The organism is Streptomyces violaceorubidus, assembly GCF_000717995.1.
GTDB lineage: Bacteria > Actinomycetota > Actinomycetes > Streptomycetales > Streptomycetaceae > Streptomyces > Streptomyces violaceorubidus.
Map to the genome: position 1 here is coordinate 53,593 of NZ_JODM01000001.1, position 18,677 is coordinate 72,269.

Sequence of the window (18,677 nt, forward strand, 5' to 3'; positions counted from 1 at the left end):
GAAGCCCGGCGCAGGGCCCGGTGCAGGGCCCGGTGCAGGGCCCGGCGCGAAGCCCGGCGCGGCCGAGAAGTAGTACCCGTCACCATCGCCGGCCCGGCTTCGTCCTGCGGGCCGGCCCCCGGACCCCTCCAACACCCCACCTTCCCAGGGAAGTCCCTCATGCCGTCATCTGTCATGCCCACATCCACCGAGAGAAGGGGGCGCCGCCCGTCGCCGCCCGCCGTCTCCGCCGTCGGCCTGCGCAAGGCGTACGGCGCCAAGACCGTCCTCGACGGCATCGACCTGCACATCCCGGAAGGCTCCGTCTTCGCGCTGCTCGGTCCGAACGGCGCCGGCAAGACCACCACCGTGCAGATTCTGTCCACCCTCATCTCCGCCGACGGCGGTCAGGCCCAGGTGGCGGGCCACGACCTCGCCACCGCCCCGCAGGCCGTACGGGGCGCCATCGGTGTCACCGGCCAGTTCTCGGCCGTGGACGGCCTGATCACCGGCGAGGAGAACATGCGCCTCATGGCCGACCTGCACCACCTCTCCAGGAGCAGGGGCAAGCAGGTCACCGCCGAGCTGTTGGAACGCTTCGACCTCACCGACGCCGCCGGCAAGCCGGTGCAGAGCTACTCCGGCGGCATGAAGCGGCGCCTGGACATCGCCATGACCCTGGTGGGCGGCCCGCGCATCATCTTCCTCGACGAGCCGACGACCGGCCTCGACCCGCGCTCCCGCCACACCATGTGGGGCATCATCCGCGAACTCGTCACCGGCGGGGTCACCGTCTTCCTCACCACCCAGTACCTGGAGGAGGCCGACGAACTCGCCGACCGCATCGCCGTGCTCAACGACGGCAGGATCGCCGCCGAAGGCACCGCAGAGGAACTCAAGCGGCTCGTCCCCGGCGGCCACGTCCGCCTTCGCTTCACCGACCCGGACGCCTACCGCGGCGCCGTCACCGCGCTGCGCGACGGGCGGCGGGACGACGAGGCGCTGGCGGTGCAGATTCCGAGTGGCGGCAGCCAGCGCGAACTGCGGGCTCTCCTGGACGCGTTGGACGCCGCCGGCATTGAGGCGGACGAGCTGACCGTGCACACCCCCGACCTCGACGACGTCTTCTTCGCCCTCACCGGCGACGACGTCGCCATCCCGGCCAAGGAGGCCACCCGATGAGCTCCCTGTCCCTGGCCGTGCGCGACTCCTCCACGATGCTGCGCCGCAACCTGCTGCACGCGCGTCGCTACCCGTCCGCGACGCTCAACCTGCTGCTGACGCCCATCATGCTGCTCCTGCTCTTCGTCTACGTCTTCGGCGACGCGATGAGCGCCGGTCTCGGCGGCGGAAGCGGCGCGGACCGCTCCGACTACGTCGCCTACATCGTGCCGGGCATCCTGCTGATGACCGTCGGAAGCACCACGATCGGCGCCGCGGTGCACATGGCCATGGACATGAGCGAGGGCATCGTCGCCCGCTTCCGCACGATGTCGATCCACCGCGGCTCGGTGCTCATCGGGCACGTCGTCGGCAGCGTGCTCCAGTCGGTCATGAGCGTGGTGCTCGTCGGCGCCGTCGGCGTGGCCATCGGCTTCCGCTCCGTCGACGCGGGTGTCCTGGAGTGGCTGGCGGCACTCGGTCTGGTCGCGCTGTTCTCCCTGGCGCTGACCTGGATCGCGGTCGGCATGGGCCTGTCCAGCCCGAACGCCGAGGCGGCCGGCAACAGCGCCATGCCGCTGATCCTCCTGCCGCTGATCTCCACCGCGTTCATCCCCGCCGAGACGATGCCGGGCTGGATCCAGCCGATCGCCGAGTACCAGCCCTTCACCCCCGCCATCGAGACCCTGCGCGGCCTGCTCCTCGGCAGCGAGATCGGCCACAACGGCTGGCTGGCCGTCACCTGGTGCGCGGCCCTCACGGTCCTCGGTTACCTCTGGTCCAGGTCCCTGTTCGACCGCGACCCGAGGTGAACGGGTGCCCCCATGGCCGGCCATCGAGCGGCCGGCGACCTCGCGGGTGGCCAGGTCCAGCCGGCAAGCAGGGTGGCGCCGGCCCTCGGCGGCCGGCAGCGCGGTGATGTCGCCGACCAGCTTCGTGCCGGGCATCTCGGCCCGGAGTCGCGGCCGGTCAGGTCCGGGGCCGGCATGGCCTTCCTGTCCGGCCGGGCAGCGAACGGTGCCTGCGGCGGGTCACACCCTGGATGCCGTGCTCGCGCATGAGGCGGGCGACCCGTTTGCGGTGCACCCGCCGTTCCAGACGCCGCAGTCCAGCATGGACGCGCGGGACGCCGTAGGTCTGGCGCGAGCCGACGGGGATCACAGTGACCTCGTGCACCGGAGCCTGGTCGGCCACCTGGCGGGCCGAGCGGGTCCGCTACGCGGTCGACCTGGTGCAGACGCACTGAAGGAAGGTGCCGGAGAGTCCGTGGGGTTGAACCTCCCGTGTTGGTATTCCGTTCCCTGAGTGACATGCCTCATACGGCATGGCGACTACCAGCAAGTAGCCAAGGAACGGACCATTTTCATGCGGAAGAGATTCAAGCCGGGACGACGTACGACCGGCGTGCTGGGTGCCCTTCTCGCGGCCTCCGCGGCCGTCGTCGCGATCGGCTCCCCCGCCTCCGCGGCGATCAGCAACCACCGCGTACAGCTGTGCGCCCAGGGCAACTACACCGCCGACATCACCTGGTCGACCGGCTCCCACTCCTACGTGGTAAACCCCGGCCAGTGCCAGACCTTCGACATCGTGGGCACCGGGCCGTACACCATCGGCGGCTTCTACAACGTCAGCCACGCACACTTCAACATCACCACGGTTCTGCCCCTTCCCGGTGGCTTCACTATGGACACTCCCGGCAGCAAGTGGGGCGCGATGGGTACCACCACCGCTCCCTACACCGAGCGCTGGCAGTAGGCATGCGTCGGGCGTCGAGGTGGTGGCCGTGCCGTCTCCTCGGCGCCCCGTTGGTCAACAGGTCGGCTGGGAGGGGCCGATGACCGGTGCGGCCGTCGAGGTGTCCGTTGTCCCTCCGCCCTTGCGCCGGTGGCCTTCGCCGACTGGTACCCGCGAGACAAGCGCCTCGGCCTCTCGCCCGCCCCAGCCGGCCATCGCCTGTGTGCTGCGGCTCCTGCTCGGTCCGCCGGACCGGCAGACCGCCGAGGCGGTCCGTTCCCGCACAGAGTTCACACCCGCCGCGGTCGTGGAGCTGGACGACGACCCCGGCTTCGACCACAGCCCCGGCCGACTCCGCAACCGCGTCCTCGACCTCGCGCCAGTCCGCTTCAAGAAGCCCGGGCTGATGCGCGAACGCACCCTGCACCACGGTACGGCCCCCGGCTGACGCGCAGGGAACCTTCGTCGGCGGCAGCCACTTGTCTCTGTCTCCCAGGAACGGGGCACCAGTTGGCCTCACCGGTCCGGATGGCGTCCCGCCGCGTGGCACTGTGCCCTGCTCAACCGGCGGGCCACCGAGCAACTGCCGAAAGTGAACGAGCGGTTGGAGGTCGTCGAGTCGGCGGGGTGATCTTCTGACCGGCGGGGCATGGATGCGAGGCCTCCCGCACAGCCCGTGGGTGTCGAATCCAACCGAGCAACAGGAGGCCCCTGGTGCCGCAGTCCTCCGTGCCGGCGTCGATGCCGTCCGACTCCGTCACTCCGACGCCCGGCATGCGTACGCCTCCGTGCGCCTGGACGCGGGGGAGAGCGTCAAGGCGCACTCCCGAGTACCTCCGTCACTCGGACCCGGACTTCACCCGCCCAACCTGCAAGGAACCCCGTCCCAGAGCCGATCAGGGCCACACCAGGCAGTACGGCTGATGCCCCGCCTCATGCAACCGATGGCTGAAGTCCTGCCACTCGTGCAGCAGCTGGTACACGTTGAACGCGTCCCGCGGGCCGCCGCGGTCGGGGACCGTCGACCAGATGAAGGCCGCCGCGCCGACCGCCTCCTCGCCGATGCCGCGCAGGGGGTCGACGACCGTCATCGGGAGCTTCACGACCGCGTAGTCCGGGTGCAGGACGACCAGCTCCAGCGGGGGGACCTTGTGCAGGGGGACGCCCTCGATGCCAGTGAGGACCATGGCGGCCATGGTCTCCGGCTTGATCTTGGTGAACATGCCGTTCATCCCGAGCTCGTCGCCGCCCAGTTCCTCGGGGCGCATCGAGATCGGGACGCGGGCCGCGGTCGCGCCGTCGGGCGCGCCGAAGTACTTGTAGGTCACCCCCACCCGACCACCATTCCTGCTCCCCGCCCCCAGTCGGCCGGCCCGTCCGTCGAGCCGGTCGGGCTCGCCCGGTGCGCCGTGTGTCTGACGTGCTTCGGACGCTTCCTCCGCCTCGCGTCGGTGCCTTCCCCGCCGGGCACGTCGAGGACCCAGGTCATCGGTCCCCTCGCCCAGTCCGCCACCGCGATGCATATCTCCACCCGACTGCTTTTCTAGGACGCGTGGCCCCCGCCGCGCAACCCGATCATCGTGTCAGTGACCTCCCCCACGGCCGCTCGCCGAAACGTGCGGTGAAACATATGTACGTCATATGTCCGTCGTGCGTTCGCGGGACGATCGTCAGTCCTGTCCGCGCCGTCCCGGTGAGCTGCGTGGATGGGCTCCAGTCTGGCAGACGGCACGGCGTTCGGGGCGGTTGTCTACCCTTGACGAAGTCACCCTGGGCAACCTGACGCCGCGCAGGGTCCGATACGTCGGAGAAGGTCGAGAAGGTCGGAGAAGTCGCAGGTCATGAGCGAACTGGCATATCCATACGAAGCACCGGCCTCGCAGGCTCTGTTCGACCGCGCGGCGGCCGTCACGCCCGGCGGCGTGAACTCCCCGGTGCGCGCCTTCCGCGCCGTCGGCGGCACGCCCCGGTTCATGGTGTCCGGCACCGGGCCCTATCTGACGGACGCGGACGGGCGTGAGTACGTCGACCTCGTGTGCTCCTGGGGGCCGATGATCCTCGGGCACGCGCACCCCGAGGTGATCGCCGCCGTGCAGGAGGCCGTGGCCCGCGGTACGTCCTTCGGTACGCCCGCCGAGGGCGAGGTCGCGCTGGCCGAGGCGATGGTCGAGCGGGTCGCGCCGCTGGAGGAGGTGCGGCTCGTGTCGAGTGGGACCGAGGCCACCATGTCCGCCATCCGGCTCGCCCGCGGGTTCACGCGGCGCACCAAGGTGATCAAGTTCGCCGGGTGCTACCACGGCCACGTCGACTCGCTCCTCGCGGCGGCCGGCTCCGGCGTCGCCACCTTCGCGCTGCCCGACACCCCCGGTGTCACCGGCGCCCAGGCGAGCGACACGATCGTGCTGCCGTACAACGACCTGGAGGCCGTGCACGCCGCCTTCGCCGCCCACCCCGGCGAGATCGCCTGCGTGATCACGGAGGCCTCGCCCGGCAACATGGGCGTCGTCCCGCCGCTGCCCGGGTTCAACCAGGGGCTCAAGGACGCCTGTGCGGCCAACGGCGCGCTGTTCGTGTCCGACGAGGTCATGACCGGGTTCCGGACCAGCCGCGCCGGGTGGTACGGGGTGGAGGGCGTCGTACCCGATCTGATGACCTTCGGGAAGGTGATGGGGGGCGGCTTCCCCGCCGCCGCGTTCGGCGGGCGCGCCGACGTCATGGCGCACCTCGCCCCGGCCGGGCCCGTCTACCAGGCCGGCACCCTCTCCGGGAACCCGGTCGCCACCGCCGCCGGGCTCGCCCAGCTGCGGCTCCTCGACGACGCCGCGTACGACACCGTCAACGCCGTGTCCGAGCGGATCCGGTCACTCGTGACCGAGGCGCTCGCCAAGGAGGGCGTCGCGCACACGGTGCAGACCGCCTCCAACATGTTCTCCGTGTTCTTCACGGACCGGCCGGTCCGCGACTACGAGGACGCCAAGGCGCAGGAGTCCTTCCGGTACACCGCCTTCTTCCACTCCCTCCTCTCCAGCGGCGTCTACCTGCCGCCGTCCTCCTTCGAGTCCTGGTTCGTGTCCACCGCCCACGACGAGCGGGCCGTCCAGCGCATCGCCGACGCCCTCCCGGCGGCGGCCCGCGCGGCCGCGGAGGCGACGGCATGAGCGAGCACGGCACCCAGAACCGCGACGACGAGCTGACCGTCGTCCACGTCATGCGGCACGGCGAGGTGGAGAACCCCACCGGCGTCCTCTACGGGCGGCTCCCCGGCTACCACCTCTCCGAGCTGGGCCGGCGGATGGCCGAGCGGGTCGCCGAGCACCTCGCGCCCCGCGACGTGACCTACGTCGTCGCCTCCCCGCTGGAGCGGGCGCAGGAGACGGCGACCCCGATCGCCAAGACCCACGGGCTCGACCTCGACAGCGACGCGCGCCTCATCGAGGCCGCCAACGTCTTCCAGGGCAAGACCTTCGGCATCGGCGACGGCGCCCTGCGCAGGCCCGCGAACTGGAAGCACGTGGTGAACCCGTTCAAGCCGTCCTGGGGCGAGCCGTACGTGGACCAGGTCGTGCGGATGAAGAGCGCGATCGACGCCGCCCGCGACCGGGCGCGCGGGCACGAGGCCGTGGTCGTCAGCCACCAGCTGCCGATCTGGATCCTGCGTTCCTACGTCGAGCGGCGGCGGCTGTGGCACGACCCGCGCAAGCGGCAGTGCACGCTGGCGTCCCTGACGACGTTCACCTACCGGGGCGACCGGATCGTGTCCGTCGGCTACACCGAGCCCGCCCGCGACCTCGTCCCGGCCCACCTCCTCGCGGGGGCCAAGCCCGTGAAGGGGCAGGGGAAGGCGTACGGGGCCTGACAGCCGGTCGGGGTCTGACGACCGTACGGGGGGCTGACGGCCGTACGGGGGGCTGACGACCGTACGGGGGTCTGGCAGCCGCGCGGGGTCTGGCAGCCGTACGGGGTCTGACGGGTTCACCGTCGCCCCGCCCTGCCGCAGCGGAACCGTTCCTGTGGGTTCACTGTTACCCAATCCGCACAAATTTCCGGAACCCGCTCGTTCGTCGCGTCCTCTCACCCAGTGACCACCAAGGACGCGACGAACGAGGTTGCGATGCGCACTTCCAACCGCACTCTCACCCGCAGGGGGATGCTCGGACTCGGCGCGGGGGCCGCGGCGGCGGCTGGGCTCGCGGGCTGCGGCACCGGTTCCCACTCCGCGTCGGGCAGCTCTCACCAGGCCGGCGACGCCGGGAAACCGTCGCCCTCCGGCAGCAGCGAGGCCCCGGCGAAGCCGATCGGCGACGGCTCCACGTCGTACACCGGCAAGCAGCCGCACCAGCCGGAGGCCCCCGTGCCGCTGGAGCCGGGTCAGACGCCGCCGCAGTTCGTCGTCTTCTCCTGGGACGGGGCCGGCGAGGTCGGCAACGGGCTCTTCCCGCGCTTCCTGGACCTCGCCCAGGAGCACGGCGCGCACATGACGTTCTTCCTCTCGGGCCTGTACCTGCTGCCCGAGTCGAAGAAGCGCCTCTACGACCCGCCGAACAACCCGCGCGGCGCCTCCGACATCGGCTACCTCACCGACGAGCACATCAAGGCGACGCTCACCAACGTGCGCCGGGCGTGGCTGGACGGGCACGAGATAGGCACCCACTTCAACGGCCACTTCTGCGGGGGCGGCGGCAGCGTGGGCAACTGGACGCCCGCGCAGTGGCGCAGCGAGATCGACCAGGCGAAGTCCTTCGTCAAGGAGTGGCGGACCAACAGCGGCTGGACCGACCTGCCCTCCCTGCCCTTCGACTACGACAAGGAACTCGTCGGCGGCCGCACCCCCTGTCTGCTCGGCCAGGACAACCTGCTGCCCACCGCCCGCGAGCTGGGCTGGCGCTACGACGCCTCCTCGCCCGGCGGCCGGCAGGTGTGGCCGGCGAAGAAGGACGGCGTCTGGGACCTGCCGCTCCAGCAGATACCGTTCCCGGGCCACTCCTTCGAGGTGCTCTCGATGGACTACAACATCCTCGCCAACCAGTCGGTCAACTCCACCAACGCCCCCGCCCACAACTACCCGGGCTGGCGCGAACAGGCCACGAAGGCGTACATATCCGGCTTCAAGCGGGCGTACGAGACGAACCGGGCACCCTTCTTCATCGGCAACCACTTCGAGGAGTGGAACGGCGGCATCTACATGGACGCCGTGGAGAACGTCCTCCAGCACATCGCGCGGGAGAAGGAGAAGGGCGAGGACATCCGGCTGGTCTCCTTCCGCCAGTTCACCGACTGGCTGGACGTGCAGAAGCCGGAGGTGCTCGCCAAGCTGCGTACGGTCGAGGTGGGGCAGCAGCCGGCCGGCGGCTGGAACGCCTTCCTCAAGGAGACCCCCGCCCAGAGCGCTACCCCCACCGGGAACGCCGCCTGAGATGCGCGTTTCCGGCCGCGAGGGGGGTGCGAAAGATCCTCGGAACGGACATGCGAAACTTTTCACATGAGTGCCGCCAGTCGCGCCCCCCTGCGCTCGAACCGCTCGAAGCGCACCGCCGACGCCCGCGTCCCCGTCCGTAGCCGGGCCGCCCGGGCCGCCGTCGGCGCCGCCGCCGCGGCGCTGCTGGTGTCCGCGTGCAGCTCCGGCGGCACCTCGGGCGGCGGCGGCCAGACGGGCTTCATCACCGGCTCCGACGGCATCGCCACCGCGAAGGAGGGCGAGCGCGCCGACGCCCCCGAGCTGTCCGGCAAGACCGTCGACGGGGGACAGGTCGACGTCGCCGACTACAAGGGCAAGGTCGTCGTCCTCAACGTCTGGGGCTCGTGGTGCCCGCCCTGCCGGGCCGAGGCCAAGAACTTCGAGAAGGTCTACCAGGACGTCAAGGACCAGGGCGTCCAGTTCGTCGGCATCAACACCCGCGACACCTCCACCGGCCCGGCCCGCGCCTTCGAGAAGGACTACGGGGTCACCTACCCGAGCCTGTACGACCCGACGGGCAGGCTGATGCTCCGCTTCGAGAAGGGCACGCTCAACCCGCAGGCCGTCCCCTCCACGCTCGTCATCGACCGGGACGGCAAGGTCGCCGCGCGCACGCTCCAGGCGCTCAGCGAGGAGAAGCTGCGCAAGATGCTCGCTCCCTACCTCGCCGACGAGTCCGGCAAGTCTGCTAAGTCCGATGATTCCGGCAAGTTGGACCAGTCCGGCGGAACCGCCGACTCCGCCACGTCGGAGAAGTGACGTGTCGGCAGCGATCACCCTCGCCGAGACGGCGGGCAACAACGGCACGGTGCTCAACGGCGCCCTGCTGGTGGCCCTCCCCATCGCCCTGCTCGGCGGCCTCGTCTCCTTCTTCTCCCCCTGCGTCCTGCCCCTCGTCCCCGGCTACCTCTCCTACGTGACCGGGGTCACCGGCACCGACCTCGGCGACGCCCGGCGCGGCCGCATGGTGGCCGGCGCCTCCCTCTTCGTCCTCGGCTTCACCGCCGTCTTCGTCTCCAGCGGCGCGCTCTTCGGCTACTTCGGCCAGACGCTCCAGGAGAACCGGGGCGTGCTGACCGACATCCTGGGCGGGCTCATGATCCTCATGGGCGTCTTCTTCATGGGCCTGATGCCCTGGCTCACCCAGCGCGAGTTCCGCTTCCACAAGAAGCCGGTGAACGGCCTGGTCGGCGCCCCGATACTCGGCGCCCTCTTCGGCATCGGCTGGACGCCCTGCATCGGCCCGACCCTCTCCTCCGTGCTGATCCTCTCCTCCCAGCAGGGCACCGCCGGCCGCGGCGCCGTACTGACCGTCGCCTACTGCCTCGGTCTCGGCGTCCCCTTCGTCCTCGCCGCCGTCGCCTTCCGCAAGGCGCTCGGCGCCTTCGGCTGGGTCAAGCGGCACTATGTCTGGGTGATGCGCGTGGGCGGCGTCATGATGATCGCGACCGGGCTGCTGCTGCTGACCGGCGTGTGGGACAGCATCGTGCAGGACATGCAGACCTGGTCCAACGGCTTCACTGTGGGGATCTGACCGATGAGCACCACTTCGAAATCCACCCCCGCCACCGCCTCCGGCGAGCAGCCGAAGGCCGAGGGCGGTGACCAGGACCTCGGCGCCGCCGGCTCCCAGCTGTCCACCGCCCCCGCCGAGGAGGCCCCCAACCTCCCCTCGCTCGGCGTGATCGGCTGGACCCGCTGGTTCTGGCGCCAGCTCACCTCGATGCGCGTCGCGCTGATCCTGCTCCTGCTGGTGTCGCTGGGCGCGATCCCGGGGTCGCTGATCCCGCAGGACGGCATCGACGCCGTGAAGGTCGAGGAGTTCCGCGCCAACCACGACCTCCTGGCGCCGGTCTACGACAAGCTCGGCCTCTTCCACGTCTACAGCTCGGTGTGGTTCTCCGCGATCTACATCCTGCTGTTCGTCTCCCTCATCGGCTGCATCGTCCCGCGCACCTGGCAGTTCGTCGGCCAGCTCCGCGGCCGCCCGCCCCGCGCCCCCCGGCGCCTGGACCGGCTGCCCGCCTACACCACCTGGCGCACCGGCGCCGAGCCCGAGGAGGTCCGCGAGGCCGCGCGGAAGCTGCTGCGCAGGCGCCGCTTCCGCGTGGAGGCCGCCGGTGACGCCGTCGCGGCCGAGAAGGGCTACCTGCGGGAGGCCGGCAACCTCGCCTTCCACATCGCGCTGATCGTGCTGCTGACCGCCTTCGCCTGGGGCCAGCTGTTCAAGTACGAGGGCAACAAGCTGATCCTGGAGGGCGACGGCTTCTCCAACACCCTCACCCAGTACGACGACTTCAAGTCCGGGAACCTCTTCGACGCGGACGACGACCTGACGCCCTTCAGCTTCACCCTGAAGGACTTCCACGGCACCTACGAGGCGACCGGCCCCAACCGCGGCACCCCGCGGATCTACGAGGCCAAGGTCACCTACACCGAGGGCGCCGAGGGCACCGAGAAGTCGAAGACCATCGAGGTCAACAAGCCGCTGCACATCGACGGCTCCAAGGTGTACCTGGTCAGCCACGGCTACGCCCCCATCCTCACCGTCAAGGACGCCAAGGGCGACGTGGTGATGGACAAGCAGGCGGTGGCCCTGCTGCCGCTGGACGGCAACGTCACCTCCTCCGGCGCCGTCAAGGTCATGGACGGCTACCGCAACGCCAAGGGGGAGAAGGAACAGCTCGGCTTCAACGCGTTCTTCCTGCCGACCTACGGCGGCACGGGCAGCGGCATGCAGTCCACCTTCCCGGCGCTGGTCAACCCGATGCTCGCGCTCTCCGCCTACCACGGCGACCTCGGCGTGGACGCGGGCATCCCGCAGAGCGTCTACCAGCTCGACAAGACCAACCTGAAGGAGTTCAAGGACTCCGACGGCAAGCTGTTCAAGCAGCAGCTCAAGGTCGGCGACACCATGACCCTCCCGAACGGCGCCGGCTCGGTCACCTTCAACGGCGTCCAGGAGTGGGCCGGCTTCCAGGTCACGCAGCAGCCCGGCAGCGGCTGGGCGCTCGGCGGTGCGGTCGTCGCCATCTTCGGCCTGGCCGGCTCGCTGTTCGTCCAGCGCCGCCGCGTCTGGGTACGCGCCGTGCGCGGCGCCGACGGCGTGACCGTCGTGGAGATGGCCGGCCTCGGCCGCAGCGAGTCCGCGAAGGTCCCCGAGGAGCTGGGCGACCTCGCCGGGGTCCTGTACGACCAGGCACCGCCGGCGCCCGACGGGCCCGAGAACGACGACACCCCCGATACCCCCGATACCCCCGACACCCACGTCGTACCTGCCGAAGGGGCTGAGAAGTGACTCTCGCCGCCGCAACCGAGTTGGCCACCGCGACCAACGAGCATCTCGCGAACGTCAGCAACACGCTGATCTACTCCGCGATGGCCGTCTACACCCTGGCCTTCTTCGCGCACATCGCCGAGTGGCTCTTCGGCAGCCGCAGCAAGGTCGGCCGTACCGCCGCCGCTCTCACCGCCGATGTTGCGGGCAAGTCCGCGTCCGGGCCACCCGTCACCGTGAGGAAGGCCGGCGGCACCGCCGTACTCGAACGCCCCGCGGTCGTCGTCCGCTCCGGCTTCCGCGACGTGCCGGACGGGCCGGGCGCGCACGGCGGCACCGAGAAGGGCGACCTCTACGGGCGGATCGCCATCGCGCTCACGGTCCTCGCGTTCGCCCTGGAGGCCGGCGGCGTTCTCGCCCGCGCCCTGTCGGTGAAGCGGGCGCCGTGGGGCAACATGTACGAGTTCAACATCACGTTCACGACGGTCGCCGTCGGCGTGTACCTCGTGCTGCTGGCCCTGAAGAAGAACATCCGCTGGCTCGGCCTGCCCCTGGCCACCACGGTCCTGCTCGACCTCGGCCTCGCCGTCACCGTCCTCTACACGGCGAGCGACCAGCTGGTGCCCGCCCTCCACTCGTACTGGCTGTACATCCACGTCTCGACCGCCATCTTCTGCGGCGCGGTCTTCTACGTCGGCGCGGTCGGCACGATCCTGTACCTCTTCAAGGACAACTTCGAGAACAAGCTGGCCTCCGGCGGCACCCCCGGCCGGTTCGCCAGCTCCGTCCTGGACCGGCTGCCCGCCGCCGCCTCCCTCGACAAGTTCGCCTACCGCGTCAACGCCGCCGTCTTCCCGCTGTGGACGTTCACGATCATCGCGGGCGCCATCTGGGCGGGCGACGCCTGGGGCCGGTACTGGGGCTGGGACCCCAAGGAGACCTGGTCCTTCATCACCTGGGTCGCCTACGCCTGCTACCTGCATGCCCGGGCCACCGCCGGCTGGAAGGGCCGCAAGGCCGCCTACCTGGCTCTGGTCGCCTTCGGCTGCTGGCTGTTCAACTACTACGGCGTCAACATCTTCGTCTCCGGCAAGCACTCCTACGCCGACGTGGGCCTCGGCGTCCTCCAGTCGGCGGGCTTCTGAACGAGGCCCGGCGAAGGCCGGTTCCCGTGACCCAGGTCACCTGGGACCGGCCTTCTCGTATGCCGTCTCCGGAGGCGCGAGGTGTCCGCGGAGAGCCTCACCGAGCGGTGAGCGGCGGACCGAAGTCCCCGCGGGCGACGCCGGTGACGACGTCCCGCAGCCGCTCGACGTACAGCCGCAGGTTCTTGTGGGCGACGTCGGTGTCCGGATAGCGGCTCGCGAACCACAGGCCCTCGGGGAGCCGGGTGACCCAGGCGCACACCTGGTCGCCGTACGACACCCTCAGCAGTGCGTACGCCGTCCGGTCCGGCCAGCTGTCGGCGCCCGGCACGCCGCGGGCGTCGACGTACGACACGATCGAGTACAGGTCGGGCGAGGTCGGCCGGAAGTCCGTGCCGAGCAGGCGCAGCACCCGGTCGATCGGCATGCGGGACATCCGCCGGTTGGCCTGGAGTTCGGCGCGGACGGTGCCGAGGGCGCTGGGGAAGTCGTGGGCCCGGTCCACCGGGACCTCGATGGGCGCGCCGCCCACGTACCAGCCGACGGACTCCGTCCACTGCGACCGCGACCGGGTGTGGAAGGGCACGACCGTGCGGTAGACCGGCTCGCCGCCGATCTCGTGGACGATCAGGGCGGTCGCCGCGAGCACGCCGACCAGGCTGCCCCCGTGGGGGCGGCAGTACGCCTCGAACGCGGCGGCGTCGGCCGCGTCCACCAACGGCTCGCGCAGCAGCCGCTGTTCGGGCAGCGGGTCGCCGGGCCGGACGCCGAGGTCGACGGGGAAGGACGGCAGCCGCCCGTCGCAGCGCCGGATGAACTCCCGCCAGCGGCCCACGATGTCGTGGTCGCCGTCGATCCGGTCCGCGTCCGCCCGCTCGGCCTGGCAGAAGTCGACGTAGGAGCCCACCCGGGGCCGCGGCACGGTCCGCCCCGCCGCACCGGCGGCGTACAGCTCGCCGACCTCGGCGGGGATGCGGTAGATGGAGTACGCGTCGACGTTGCTGTGGTCGAAGGCCATGTAGACGCTGACGCCGTCGTCGCGGACGACCGCCGTGTAGATGAGGTTGGGCCAGCGCAGCGCGTCCGCGACCCGGTCGAAGCGGTCCTGGAGGTGCCGGGCCAGGTCCGTCGCGTCCGGGAAGTCGCCGACGTCCTCGCGGTGCAGGGCCACGGCGTCCGCGTCGAGCGTGAACCGCCGCATCGTGTCGCCGCTTTCGCCGCTCCACCGGAATCCGCTGCGCAGCGTCTCGTGCCGCAGGGTCCAGGCCCGCAACGCCTCCTGGAGCACGTCGAGGTCCACCGGCCCCGGGATGTCGAAGGCGGCCCCGAGCCAGGTCGGTACGAACAGGCCGTCCTCGCGCACCGACCGGGCCGTCCGGATGTGCGACTCCTGGATGTACGCGGGCGGTCGCGTGTCCTCGGGCAGCGCCGCCGCGATGTCGAGCGTCGCGGGACTGAGCGTCCACTCGACGAGGCGCCCGGGCCGGATCTCGCAGCGCTGGATGTCGGTCATTCGCACGAGGAGGTCTCCGTTCGCAGATGTACAGACCCGACCAAGGGAATGCCGTCTCCGCGACCGCGCACCTGGTGTGTCGGCACTGTTCAACGGAACGGATGGCCTCTCGAACGCCGATCCGGCCCCGGGGCGCGGCGCCCTTCACCCTTCCCCCGTGCCGCCTTCACCCGTCACTCCGGTCCGGGTACGCGGTATCCGGTACCCGGTGCCGTGGCCCCGCCGGGTGAGATCAGCGGTCGTGGTCGTGGTCGTGGTCGTGGTCGCGGTCGGTGCGGTCGGTGCGGTCGGTGGCGGGCTCGGTTGTCGTGCGCAGGGCGTCGTCGGCCACTTCCGCGAGGAGGGCGTAGTACTCCTGGGGACGGTTGCCGAAGTCGACCCGCGCGGAAAGGCCGACCGGACCGTCGTCCGCGACTCTCAACAGGTCGACGGACGCCTGGTTCAACCGCTCGGCGAGACCCTCCCGCTCGGCCTCTTCGAGCAGCGTGCGCAACTCGGCCACGGCGTCCGGCACACACCGGCGTTCCTCCGGTCCCGCGTTCAGCATCTGCCTCCACCCGGCGCCGGGGGCCGCCTCGGACAGTTCGTCCTCCAGGGCCGCGGCCAGCCGGTCGCCCGCCTCCGCCGCGTCACGTGCCGCTGGCCCGGCCTCCACCAGGACCCGCAGCGCGTTGAGCAGTTCCACGGTGCGCGCGTCGGGCCGGTCCGCGTCCAGCCGCAGCGTGGTGTCCTGACCCACCTCGTCCGCCGCCCGTCGTGCGGCCGCCCACACCCGCTCGGCCTCGCGCCGCCCCAGGCCCGAGGCGTGGGCCACCCCCCATGCCCCTTTGTCGAGAACGTCCCGCACGCTGCGGATGCCGTTGCGCTCCAGCTCGGCCACCGGCAGGCGGTCCGCCGCGACCCCCGGCAGCTCGGTGACCGGCAACCGGCCGACACGCTCCCGCACCAGCTCGTCGTGCAGCGGCCTCCAGGCCCTGCGCACCGCCTCCACGGCTCGGTCATGGTCCCGCGCCGTCCGAGCAGCCGTTTCCCTCAGCTGCTCGGCCCGGCGCACGACCCCCGGGTTCATGCCGCTCAGGCGCGCCAGCGAGCGGATGTTCCCACCGATGAGGCCGACGACCGTCAAGAACAGCCCGAGGAACAGCAGTTGGTCGGACGCCTCGATCGACTCGCCGACGTCGTCGTCCTCGTCCAGGGAGTGCAACGCGCCCTTGTCCGGCCCCTCGGCGAGCACGAAGCCCGTATCCCAACCGAGGTTGGTCCCCGGCTCGTAGTCCGGGGCCTTCAGCACGGGATCCCGCTCCGGGTCGCACTGGTACGGCCCCGTGCGCTCGACGAGGTCGTAGGGGTCCGTCCAGCGCACCGTGCACGTGCCGTCGGTTTCCTCGCGAAGGACGGTCAGGTCGACCTGTTCCAACTCGGGGTAGTCCGTCGCCGCGTAGAGGCCCGCCGAGCAGCCGATCAGCAGCACGCCCACGGTGACGACCCACCGGAAAAAAGGCACATGCTTCACACCCTGCCCCCCGTCTTCCGCGCCCTCGCGGCGGTTCCCGCCGCCCGCCAAGTGTGTCCGTGCCCCACCACGTCAGCAAGGACGGAGTCCGGCAACTCCGGCCCCCGATCGGCTTCCGGCAACAGGACGGAGGCCCTGGGCCGTGGCGGGGGAAGCCACGGCCCAGGGCCGGTCCGTGGCGGCGCGGCGGCCGCTACCGGGCGTCGGCGACGCGGGCGTGAAGGCGGCCCGTTCGGTCAGTCGCTCGGTGAGGGCCTCCGGCCACAGCGGCGGCTCGTACGGTGACCCGGCCCCGGAACCAGAACCCGAGCCGTCACCACTGCCCGCACCGGCGTCTGCGACGGATCTGGCTCCGGGTCTGGCTCCGGCTCCGGAGACGGCGACGCGGCTGGATCAGGTGGCTTCATGCTCAGGAACGCCAAGACCGGTCGGTGCATGACCACCGCCGTCTCCGACGCCCCGTACGACGGCGACTGCACGGGCGACGCGGCCACCTGGACCTTCCGGAGCAGGCCGAACGGCACCGTGTGGATCGTCAACGGGCTCTTGGGCCAGTGCACCTACACCGCGGCGATCGGACACCCGGTCTTCTCGTTCCCCTGTGGCCGTAACCACCGGCCAGGAGTGGCGGGTGGGGTCCGGCGGCACCCTCAAGAACGCCGCGACCGGCGGCTGCGTCACCGTCAGCGCGATGAGCGGCACCGGCGTGCGCAACGAGGCCTGCGACCAGTCGGCGGCCCAACGCTGGACGCGGAGCTAGGCGGCGTCGTACGCCGCGATCGCCGTCCGGACGAACGAGCGGACCAGCGGGCTCGGGTCGGCCCGCGGCCAGGCCAGCAGCACCGGGCTCGGCGGCAGGCCGGTCAGCGGGACCACGGTGAGGCCCTCCGCGGGCACGTGCTCGGCGAGGGTCATCCCGACCGTGCCGTTCCACAGGACGACCTGCTGGCACTCCCGGACGGTGCGCACCACGGGCCCCCGGCGCGGCTCCCCGCCGTGCCAGTACGCCTGCCACAGCGGGTCCGTGCCCGCCGGGAAACGGAACCAGCGCCGGTCGGCGAGGTCCGCCGGCGTCAGGCTCGCACGGCCGGCCAGCGGATCGTCGGCGCGCAGCAGGGCGCCCACCGGGTCGGCGCGCAGGGTGTGCGTGGTCAGGCCGGTCGGGTCGAAGGGGCCGCGGGTGAGGGCAACGTCGACCAGGCCGGCGTGCAGCCCGCAGGTGGGGTCGGTCAGGTCGGTCTCGCGGATGGTGACCTCGACGTGCGGGTGGCGCCGGCGGTAGGTCTCGGCCAGCCGGACCACGTCCGGGTCGGTGCTGTCGCCGAGGATGCCGACGGTGAGGGCCGCGGCACCGGCCGCGGTGGCCACGCGCGCGCGTACCCGGTCGGCCCGGTCGAGCAGGGCGCGTGCCTCGTCGAGCAGCACCGCCCCGGCCCCGGTGAGGATGACGCCGGTGGAGGCGCGGTGGAACAGCGTGGCGCCGAGTTCCGTCTCCAAAGCCCGGATCGCCCGGCTCAGCGGCGGCTGGCTCATGTGCAGCCGGACGGCGGCCCGGCCGAAGTGGAGTTCCTCGGCGACCGCCACGAAGTAGCGCAGCGTACGCAGCTCCAACCGGTCCATCCTGCGACGATACCCGTGCGGTATCGGGTGCGCGGAACGGGTCTTGGACGCCTGCGCCGCCCCGGCGGTGGAATCGGGCCATGACCGACGAACCGCAGAACAGTGAGCCGGGCCGGGACCCCGCCGTGTCGGTGGTCGGCCCGGGAGAAGGCGAGACGATTCTCCTCGGCACCACCCGCATGCGCGTCCTGGAGGACGGCAGCCACACCGGCCACCGCCTCGGCATGGCCGAGTCCGTCCTCGCCCCGCACACCCCCGGACCGCCCCAGCACCGCCACGCCCGGCACGACGAGGGCTTCTACGTCCTCTCCGGCACGGTGCGGTTCACCGTGGGGGACGAGGACATCGACGCGATGGCGGGCACGCTCGTGATGGTCCCGCCCGGGGCACCGCACACCTTCGCCAACACCACTGGCGAACCGGCCCGCATGCTCAGCACCTTCACCCCGGACCTGTACGTGCGGTACTTCCGGGACCTGCGGGAGCTGTACGCCGACGGCCGCACCCCGACCCCCGGCGAGAGCCTCGCGACGATGAGCCGCTACGCGACCGAGCCCGCCACCGACTTCGGCCGGGGCGCCGGGTCGTGAACGTCGCGTACTGGATCGTCGCCGGACTCCTGGCCGCCTTCTCCCTCTACGGGGGCGTGCTGAAGGCGGTGCGGAGCCGGGAAGCGCTCCGGCCGATGATGGCCTGGGTGGACAGCACGCCGCTGCCCGCCGTCCGCGCCCTCGGGGTGGTCGAGGTGCTCGGCGCGGCCGGGCTGGTCCTTCCGCCGCTGACCGGCGTCGCGCCCTGGCTGGCCCTGGCCGCGGCCGTCGGGTTCGTCGTCCTCCAGATCGGCGCGACCCGGGTCCACCTGCGCCTCGGGGACCGCCGGGTCGGCCTCAACCTCACCCTGCTGGCCACCGCCGCCGTCACCGCCTCGCTCGCCACGACCTGGCTGTGACCCGACGCCCGACGCCCGACGCTCGCCGTCAGCCGTTCGGCGGGGGGTGCCGGGCCGCCGCCATGAGCCGGCCCGCGAGAGCGGCGACGAGTCCGCGCAGTTCGTCCGGCCGCTCGACGACGAACGGGCGGTCCAGCGAGGCGAGGACGCCCGGCAGCCAGTCGAGGCGCTCGGCCCGGATCTCGACCCGGCACCAGGGCTCGCCCCCGGCCCCGGTGGCCTCCCCGGAGGCCCCGGGCCCGGCCGCTTCTCCGGGGGCCCCGGACCCGGCGGCCTGCCCGGGGGCCCCGACCTCGGCCGCTTCCCCGGGGGTCTCGGCCCTGGCCGTCTC

At 71.6% G+C, this 18,677-nt stretch carries 19 protein-coding genes and 1 pseudogene; 14 read left to right on the forward strand and 6 right to left on the reverse strand.

The genetic code is table 11. The annotated features are described in order from the left end of the window. Window positions 1-174: 174 nt before the first annotated feature. Both IE94_RS0100275 and IE94_RS0100280 read left to right on the forward strand, forming a co-directional pair. Window positions 175-1,161 (forward strand): ATP-binding cassette domain-containing protein, encoded by a 987-nt coding sequence (locus IE94_RS0100275; protein WP_030145283.1) that lies wholly within the window; start codon window positions 175-177, stop codon window positions 1,159-1,161. Continuing rightward, window positions 1,158-1,952: an ABC transporter permease gene (locus IE94_RS0100280; protein WP_030145284.1), complete on the forward strand. Its 795-nt coding sequence runs from the start codon at window positions 1,158-1,160 to the stop codon at window positions 1,950-1,952. Before IE94_RS0100275 ends, IE94_RS0100280 begins: the two co-directional genes overlap by 4 nt. Before the next feature lie 157 nt (window positions 1,953-2,109). Here the strand turns inward: IE94_RS0100280 and IE94_RS41505 are convergent, their stop codons facing one another. Then, window positions 2,110-2,334, reverse strand: coding sequence for an IS3 family transposase (locus IE94_RS41505; RefSeq protein ID WP_078606364.1), 225 nt, complete (start codon window positions 2,332-2,334; stop codon window positions 2,110-2,112). Between the two features lie 171 nt (window positions 2,335-2,505). On the opposite strand from IE94_RS41505, the gene IE94_RS0100290 reads away from it, so the two are divergent. After that, window positions 2,506-2,895, forward strand: coding sequence for a hypothetical protein (locus IE94_RS0100290; protein ID WP_030145285.1), 390 nt, complete (start codon window positions 2,506-2,508; stop codon window positions 2,893-2,895). A gap of 202 nt (window positions 2,896-3,097) precedes the next feature. Beyond that, the gene (locus IE94_RS0100295; protein WP_030145286.1) at window positions 3,098-3,322 is read left to right on the forward strand and encodes a hypothetical protein; all 225 of its coding nucleotides are present in this window, start codon (window positions 3,098-3,100) and stop codon (window positions 3,320-3,322) included. Window positions 3,323-3,770: 448 nt separating this feature from the next. Here IE94_RS0100295 and IE94_RS0100300 read toward each other — a convergent pair whose 3' ends face one another. Continuing rightward, on the reverse strand, window positions 3,771-4,397 hold the full coding sequence (locus IE94_RS0100300; protein ID WP_209441015.1) for a hypothetical protein: 627 nt from the start codon (window positions 4,395-4,397) through the stop codon (window positions 3,771-3,773). 318 nt (window positions 4,398-4,715) lie between these two features. Here IE94_RS0100300 and hemL point away from each other — a divergent pair, with 318 nt between their 5' ends. The 7 genes from hemL (at window position 4,716) to ccsB (ending at window position 12,751) form a co-directional block, all read left to right on the forward strand. Then, a complete protein-coding gene (hemL, locus tag IE94_RS0100305; RefSeq protein WP_030145287.1) occupies window positions 4,716-6,032 on the forward strand; it encodes a glutamate-1-semialdehyde 2,1-aminomutase in 1,317 nt (438 codons plus the stop codon). Further along, a complete protein-coding gene (locus IE94_RS0100310; protein ID WP_030145288.1) occupies window positions 6,029-6,730 on the forward strand; it encodes a histidine phosphatase family protein in 702 nt (233 codons plus the stop codon). The genes hemL and IE94_RS0100310 overlap by 4 nt, the downstream gene beginning before the upstream one ends. A gap of 255 nt (window positions 6,731-6,985) precedes the next feature. Beyond that, window positions 6,986-8,287 (forward strand): polysaccharide deacetylase family protein, encoded by a 1,302-nt coding sequence (locus tag IE94_RS0100315; protein WP_030145289.1) that lies wholly within the window; start codon window positions 6,986-6,988, stop codon window positions 8,285-8,287. Window positions 8,288-8,353: 66 nt separating this feature from the next. Next, window positions 8,354-9,088: a TlpA family protein disulfide reductase gene (locus IE94_RS0100320; RefSeq protein ID WP_245235137.1), complete on the forward strand. Its 735-nt coding sequence runs from the start codon at window positions 8,354-8,356 to the stop codon at window positions 9,086-9,088. Between the two features lies 1 nt (window position 9,089). Further along, window positions 9,090-9,863: a cytochrome c biogenesis CcdA family protein gene (locus IE94_RS0100325; RefSeq protein WP_030145291.1), complete on the forward strand. Its 774-nt coding sequence runs from the start codon at window positions 9,090-9,092 to the stop codon at window positions 9,861-9,863. 3 nt (window positions 9,864-9,866) lie between these two features. Beyond that, on the forward strand, window positions 9,867-11,627 hold the full coding sequence (gene resB, locus IE94_RS0100330) for a cytochrome c biogenesis protein ResB (protein ID WP_030145292.1): 1,761 nt from the start codon (window positions 9,867-9,869) through the stop codon (window positions 11,625-11,627). Then, complete coding sequence (gene ccsB / locus IE94_RS0100335; protein WP_030145293.1) at window positions 11,624-12,751, forward strand: c-type cytochrome biogenesis protein CcsB; 1,128 nt, start codon at window positions 11,624-11,626, stop codon at window positions 12,749-12,751. Before resB ends, ccsB begins: the two co-directional genes overlap by 4 nt. Before the next feature lie 97 nt (window positions 12,752-12,848). Here ccsB and IE94_RS0100340 read toward each other — a convergent pair whose 3' ends face one another. Together IE94_RS0100340 and IE94_RS0100345 are read right to left on the reverse strand one after the other, a co-directional pair. Continuing rightward, on the reverse strand, window positions 12,849-14,270 hold the full coding sequence (locus IE94_RS0100340) for a condensation domain-containing protein (protein WP_030145294.1): 1,422 nt from the start codon (window positions 14,268-14,270) through the stop codon (window positions 12,849-12,851). A gap of 226 nt (window positions 14,271-14,496) precedes the next feature. After that, window positions 14,497-15,768, reverse strand: coding sequence for a hypothetical protein (locus IE94_RS0100345; protein ID WP_209441016.1), 1,272 nt, complete (start codon window positions 15,766-15,768; stop codon window positions 14,497-14,499). Between the two features lie 610 nt (window positions 15,769-16,378). Here IE94_RS0100345 and IE94_RS40790 point away from each other — a divergent pair. Then, the gene (locus tag IE94_RS40790) at window positions 16,379-16,537 is read left to right on the forward strand and encodes an RICIN domain-containing protein (RefSeq protein ID WP_245235138.1); all 159 of its coding nucleotides are present in this window, start codon (window positions 16,379-16,381) and stop codon (window positions 16,535-16,537) included. Here IE94_RS40790 and IE94_RS0100355 read toward each other — a convergent pair. After that, window positions 16,534-17,397: a LysR family transcriptional regulator gene (locus tag IE94_RS0100355; RefSeq protein ID WP_030145296.1), complete on the reverse strand. Its 864-nt coding sequence runs from the start codon at window positions 17,395-17,397 to the stop codon at window positions 16,534-16,536. The two genes, IE94_RS40790 and IE94_RS0100355, sit on opposite strands and share 4 nt — an antisense overlap. Before the next feature lie 80 nt (window positions 17,398-17,477). Between IE94_RS0100355 and IE94_RS0100360 the strand changes: the two genes are divergently transcribed. Both IE94_RS0100360 and IE94_RS0100365 read left to right on the forward strand, forming a co-directional pair. Next, the gene (locus IE94_RS0100360) at window positions 17,478-17,987 is read left to right on the forward strand and encodes a cupin domain-containing protein (RefSeq protein ID WP_030145297.1); all 510 of its coding nucleotides are present in this window, start codon (window positions 17,478-17,480) and stop codon (window positions 17,985-17,987) included. Next, window positions 17,984-18,346 carry a DoxX family protein gene (locus IE94_RS0100365; RefSeq protein ID WP_030145298.1) on the forward strand — a complete coding sequence of 121 codons (363 nt, stop codon included), beginning with the start codon at window positions 17,984-17,986 and terminating at the stop codon, window positions 18,344-18,346. Before IE94_RS0100360 ends, IE94_RS0100365 begins: the two co-directional genes overlap by 4 nt. A gap of 28 nt (window positions 18,347-18,374) precedes the next feature. Here the strand turns inward: IE94_RS0100365 and IE94_RS41795 are convergent. Continuing rightward, window positions 18,375-18,548: pseudogene (locus IE94_RS41795) on the reverse strand (WCX domain-containing protein); the annotation flags it as partial. Window positions 18,549-18,677 lie beyond the last annotated feature (129 nt).

Bases quoted from the DNA above. Each gene is read 5' to 3' on its own strand.
- IE94_RS0100355 (WP_030145296.1), bottom strand. From the start codon at position 17,397: ATGGACCGGTTGGAGCTGCGTACGCTGCGCTACTTCGTGGCGGTCGCC.
- IE94_RS0100360 (WP_030145297.1), top strand. From the start codon at position 17,478: ATGACCGACGAACCGCAGAACAGTGAGCCGGGCCGGGACCCCGCCGTG.
- IE94_RS0100280 (WP_030145284.1), top strand. From the start codon at position 1,158: ATGAGCTCCCTGTCCCTGGCCGTGCGCGACTCCTCCACGATGCTGCGC.
- IE94_RS0100320 (WP_245235137.1), top strand. From the start codon at position 8,354: ATGAGTGCCGCCAGTCGCGCCCCCCTGCGCTCGAACCGCTCGAAGCGC.
- IE94_RS0100275 (WP_030145283.1), top strand. From the start codon at position 175: ATGCCCACATCCACCGAGAGAAGGGGGCGCCGCCCGTCGCCGCCCGCC.
- hemL (WP_030145287.1), top strand. From the start codon at position 4,716: ATGAGCGAACTGGCATATCCATACGAAGCACCGGCCTCGCAGGCTCTG.
- IE94_RS0100315 (WP_030145289.1), top strand. From the start codon at position 6,986: ATGCGCACTTCCAACCGCACTCTCACCCGCAGGGGGATGCTCGGACTC.
- resB (WP_030145292.1), top strand. From the start codon at position 9,867: ATGAGCACCACTTCGAAATCCACCCCCGCCACCGCCTCCGGCGAGCAG.
- IE94_RS0100310 (WP_030145288.1), top strand. From the start codon at position 6,029: ATGAGCGAGCACGGCACCCAGAACCGCGACGACGAGCTGACCGTCGTC.
- IE94_RS0100290 (WP_030145285.1), top strand. From the start codon at position 2,506: ATGCGGAAGAGATTCAAGCCGGGACGACGTACGACCGGCGTGCTGGGT.
- IE94_RS0100300 (WP_209441015.1), bottom strand. From the start codon at position 4,397: ATGCATCGCGGTGGCGGACTGGGCGAGGGGACCGATGACCTGGGTCCT.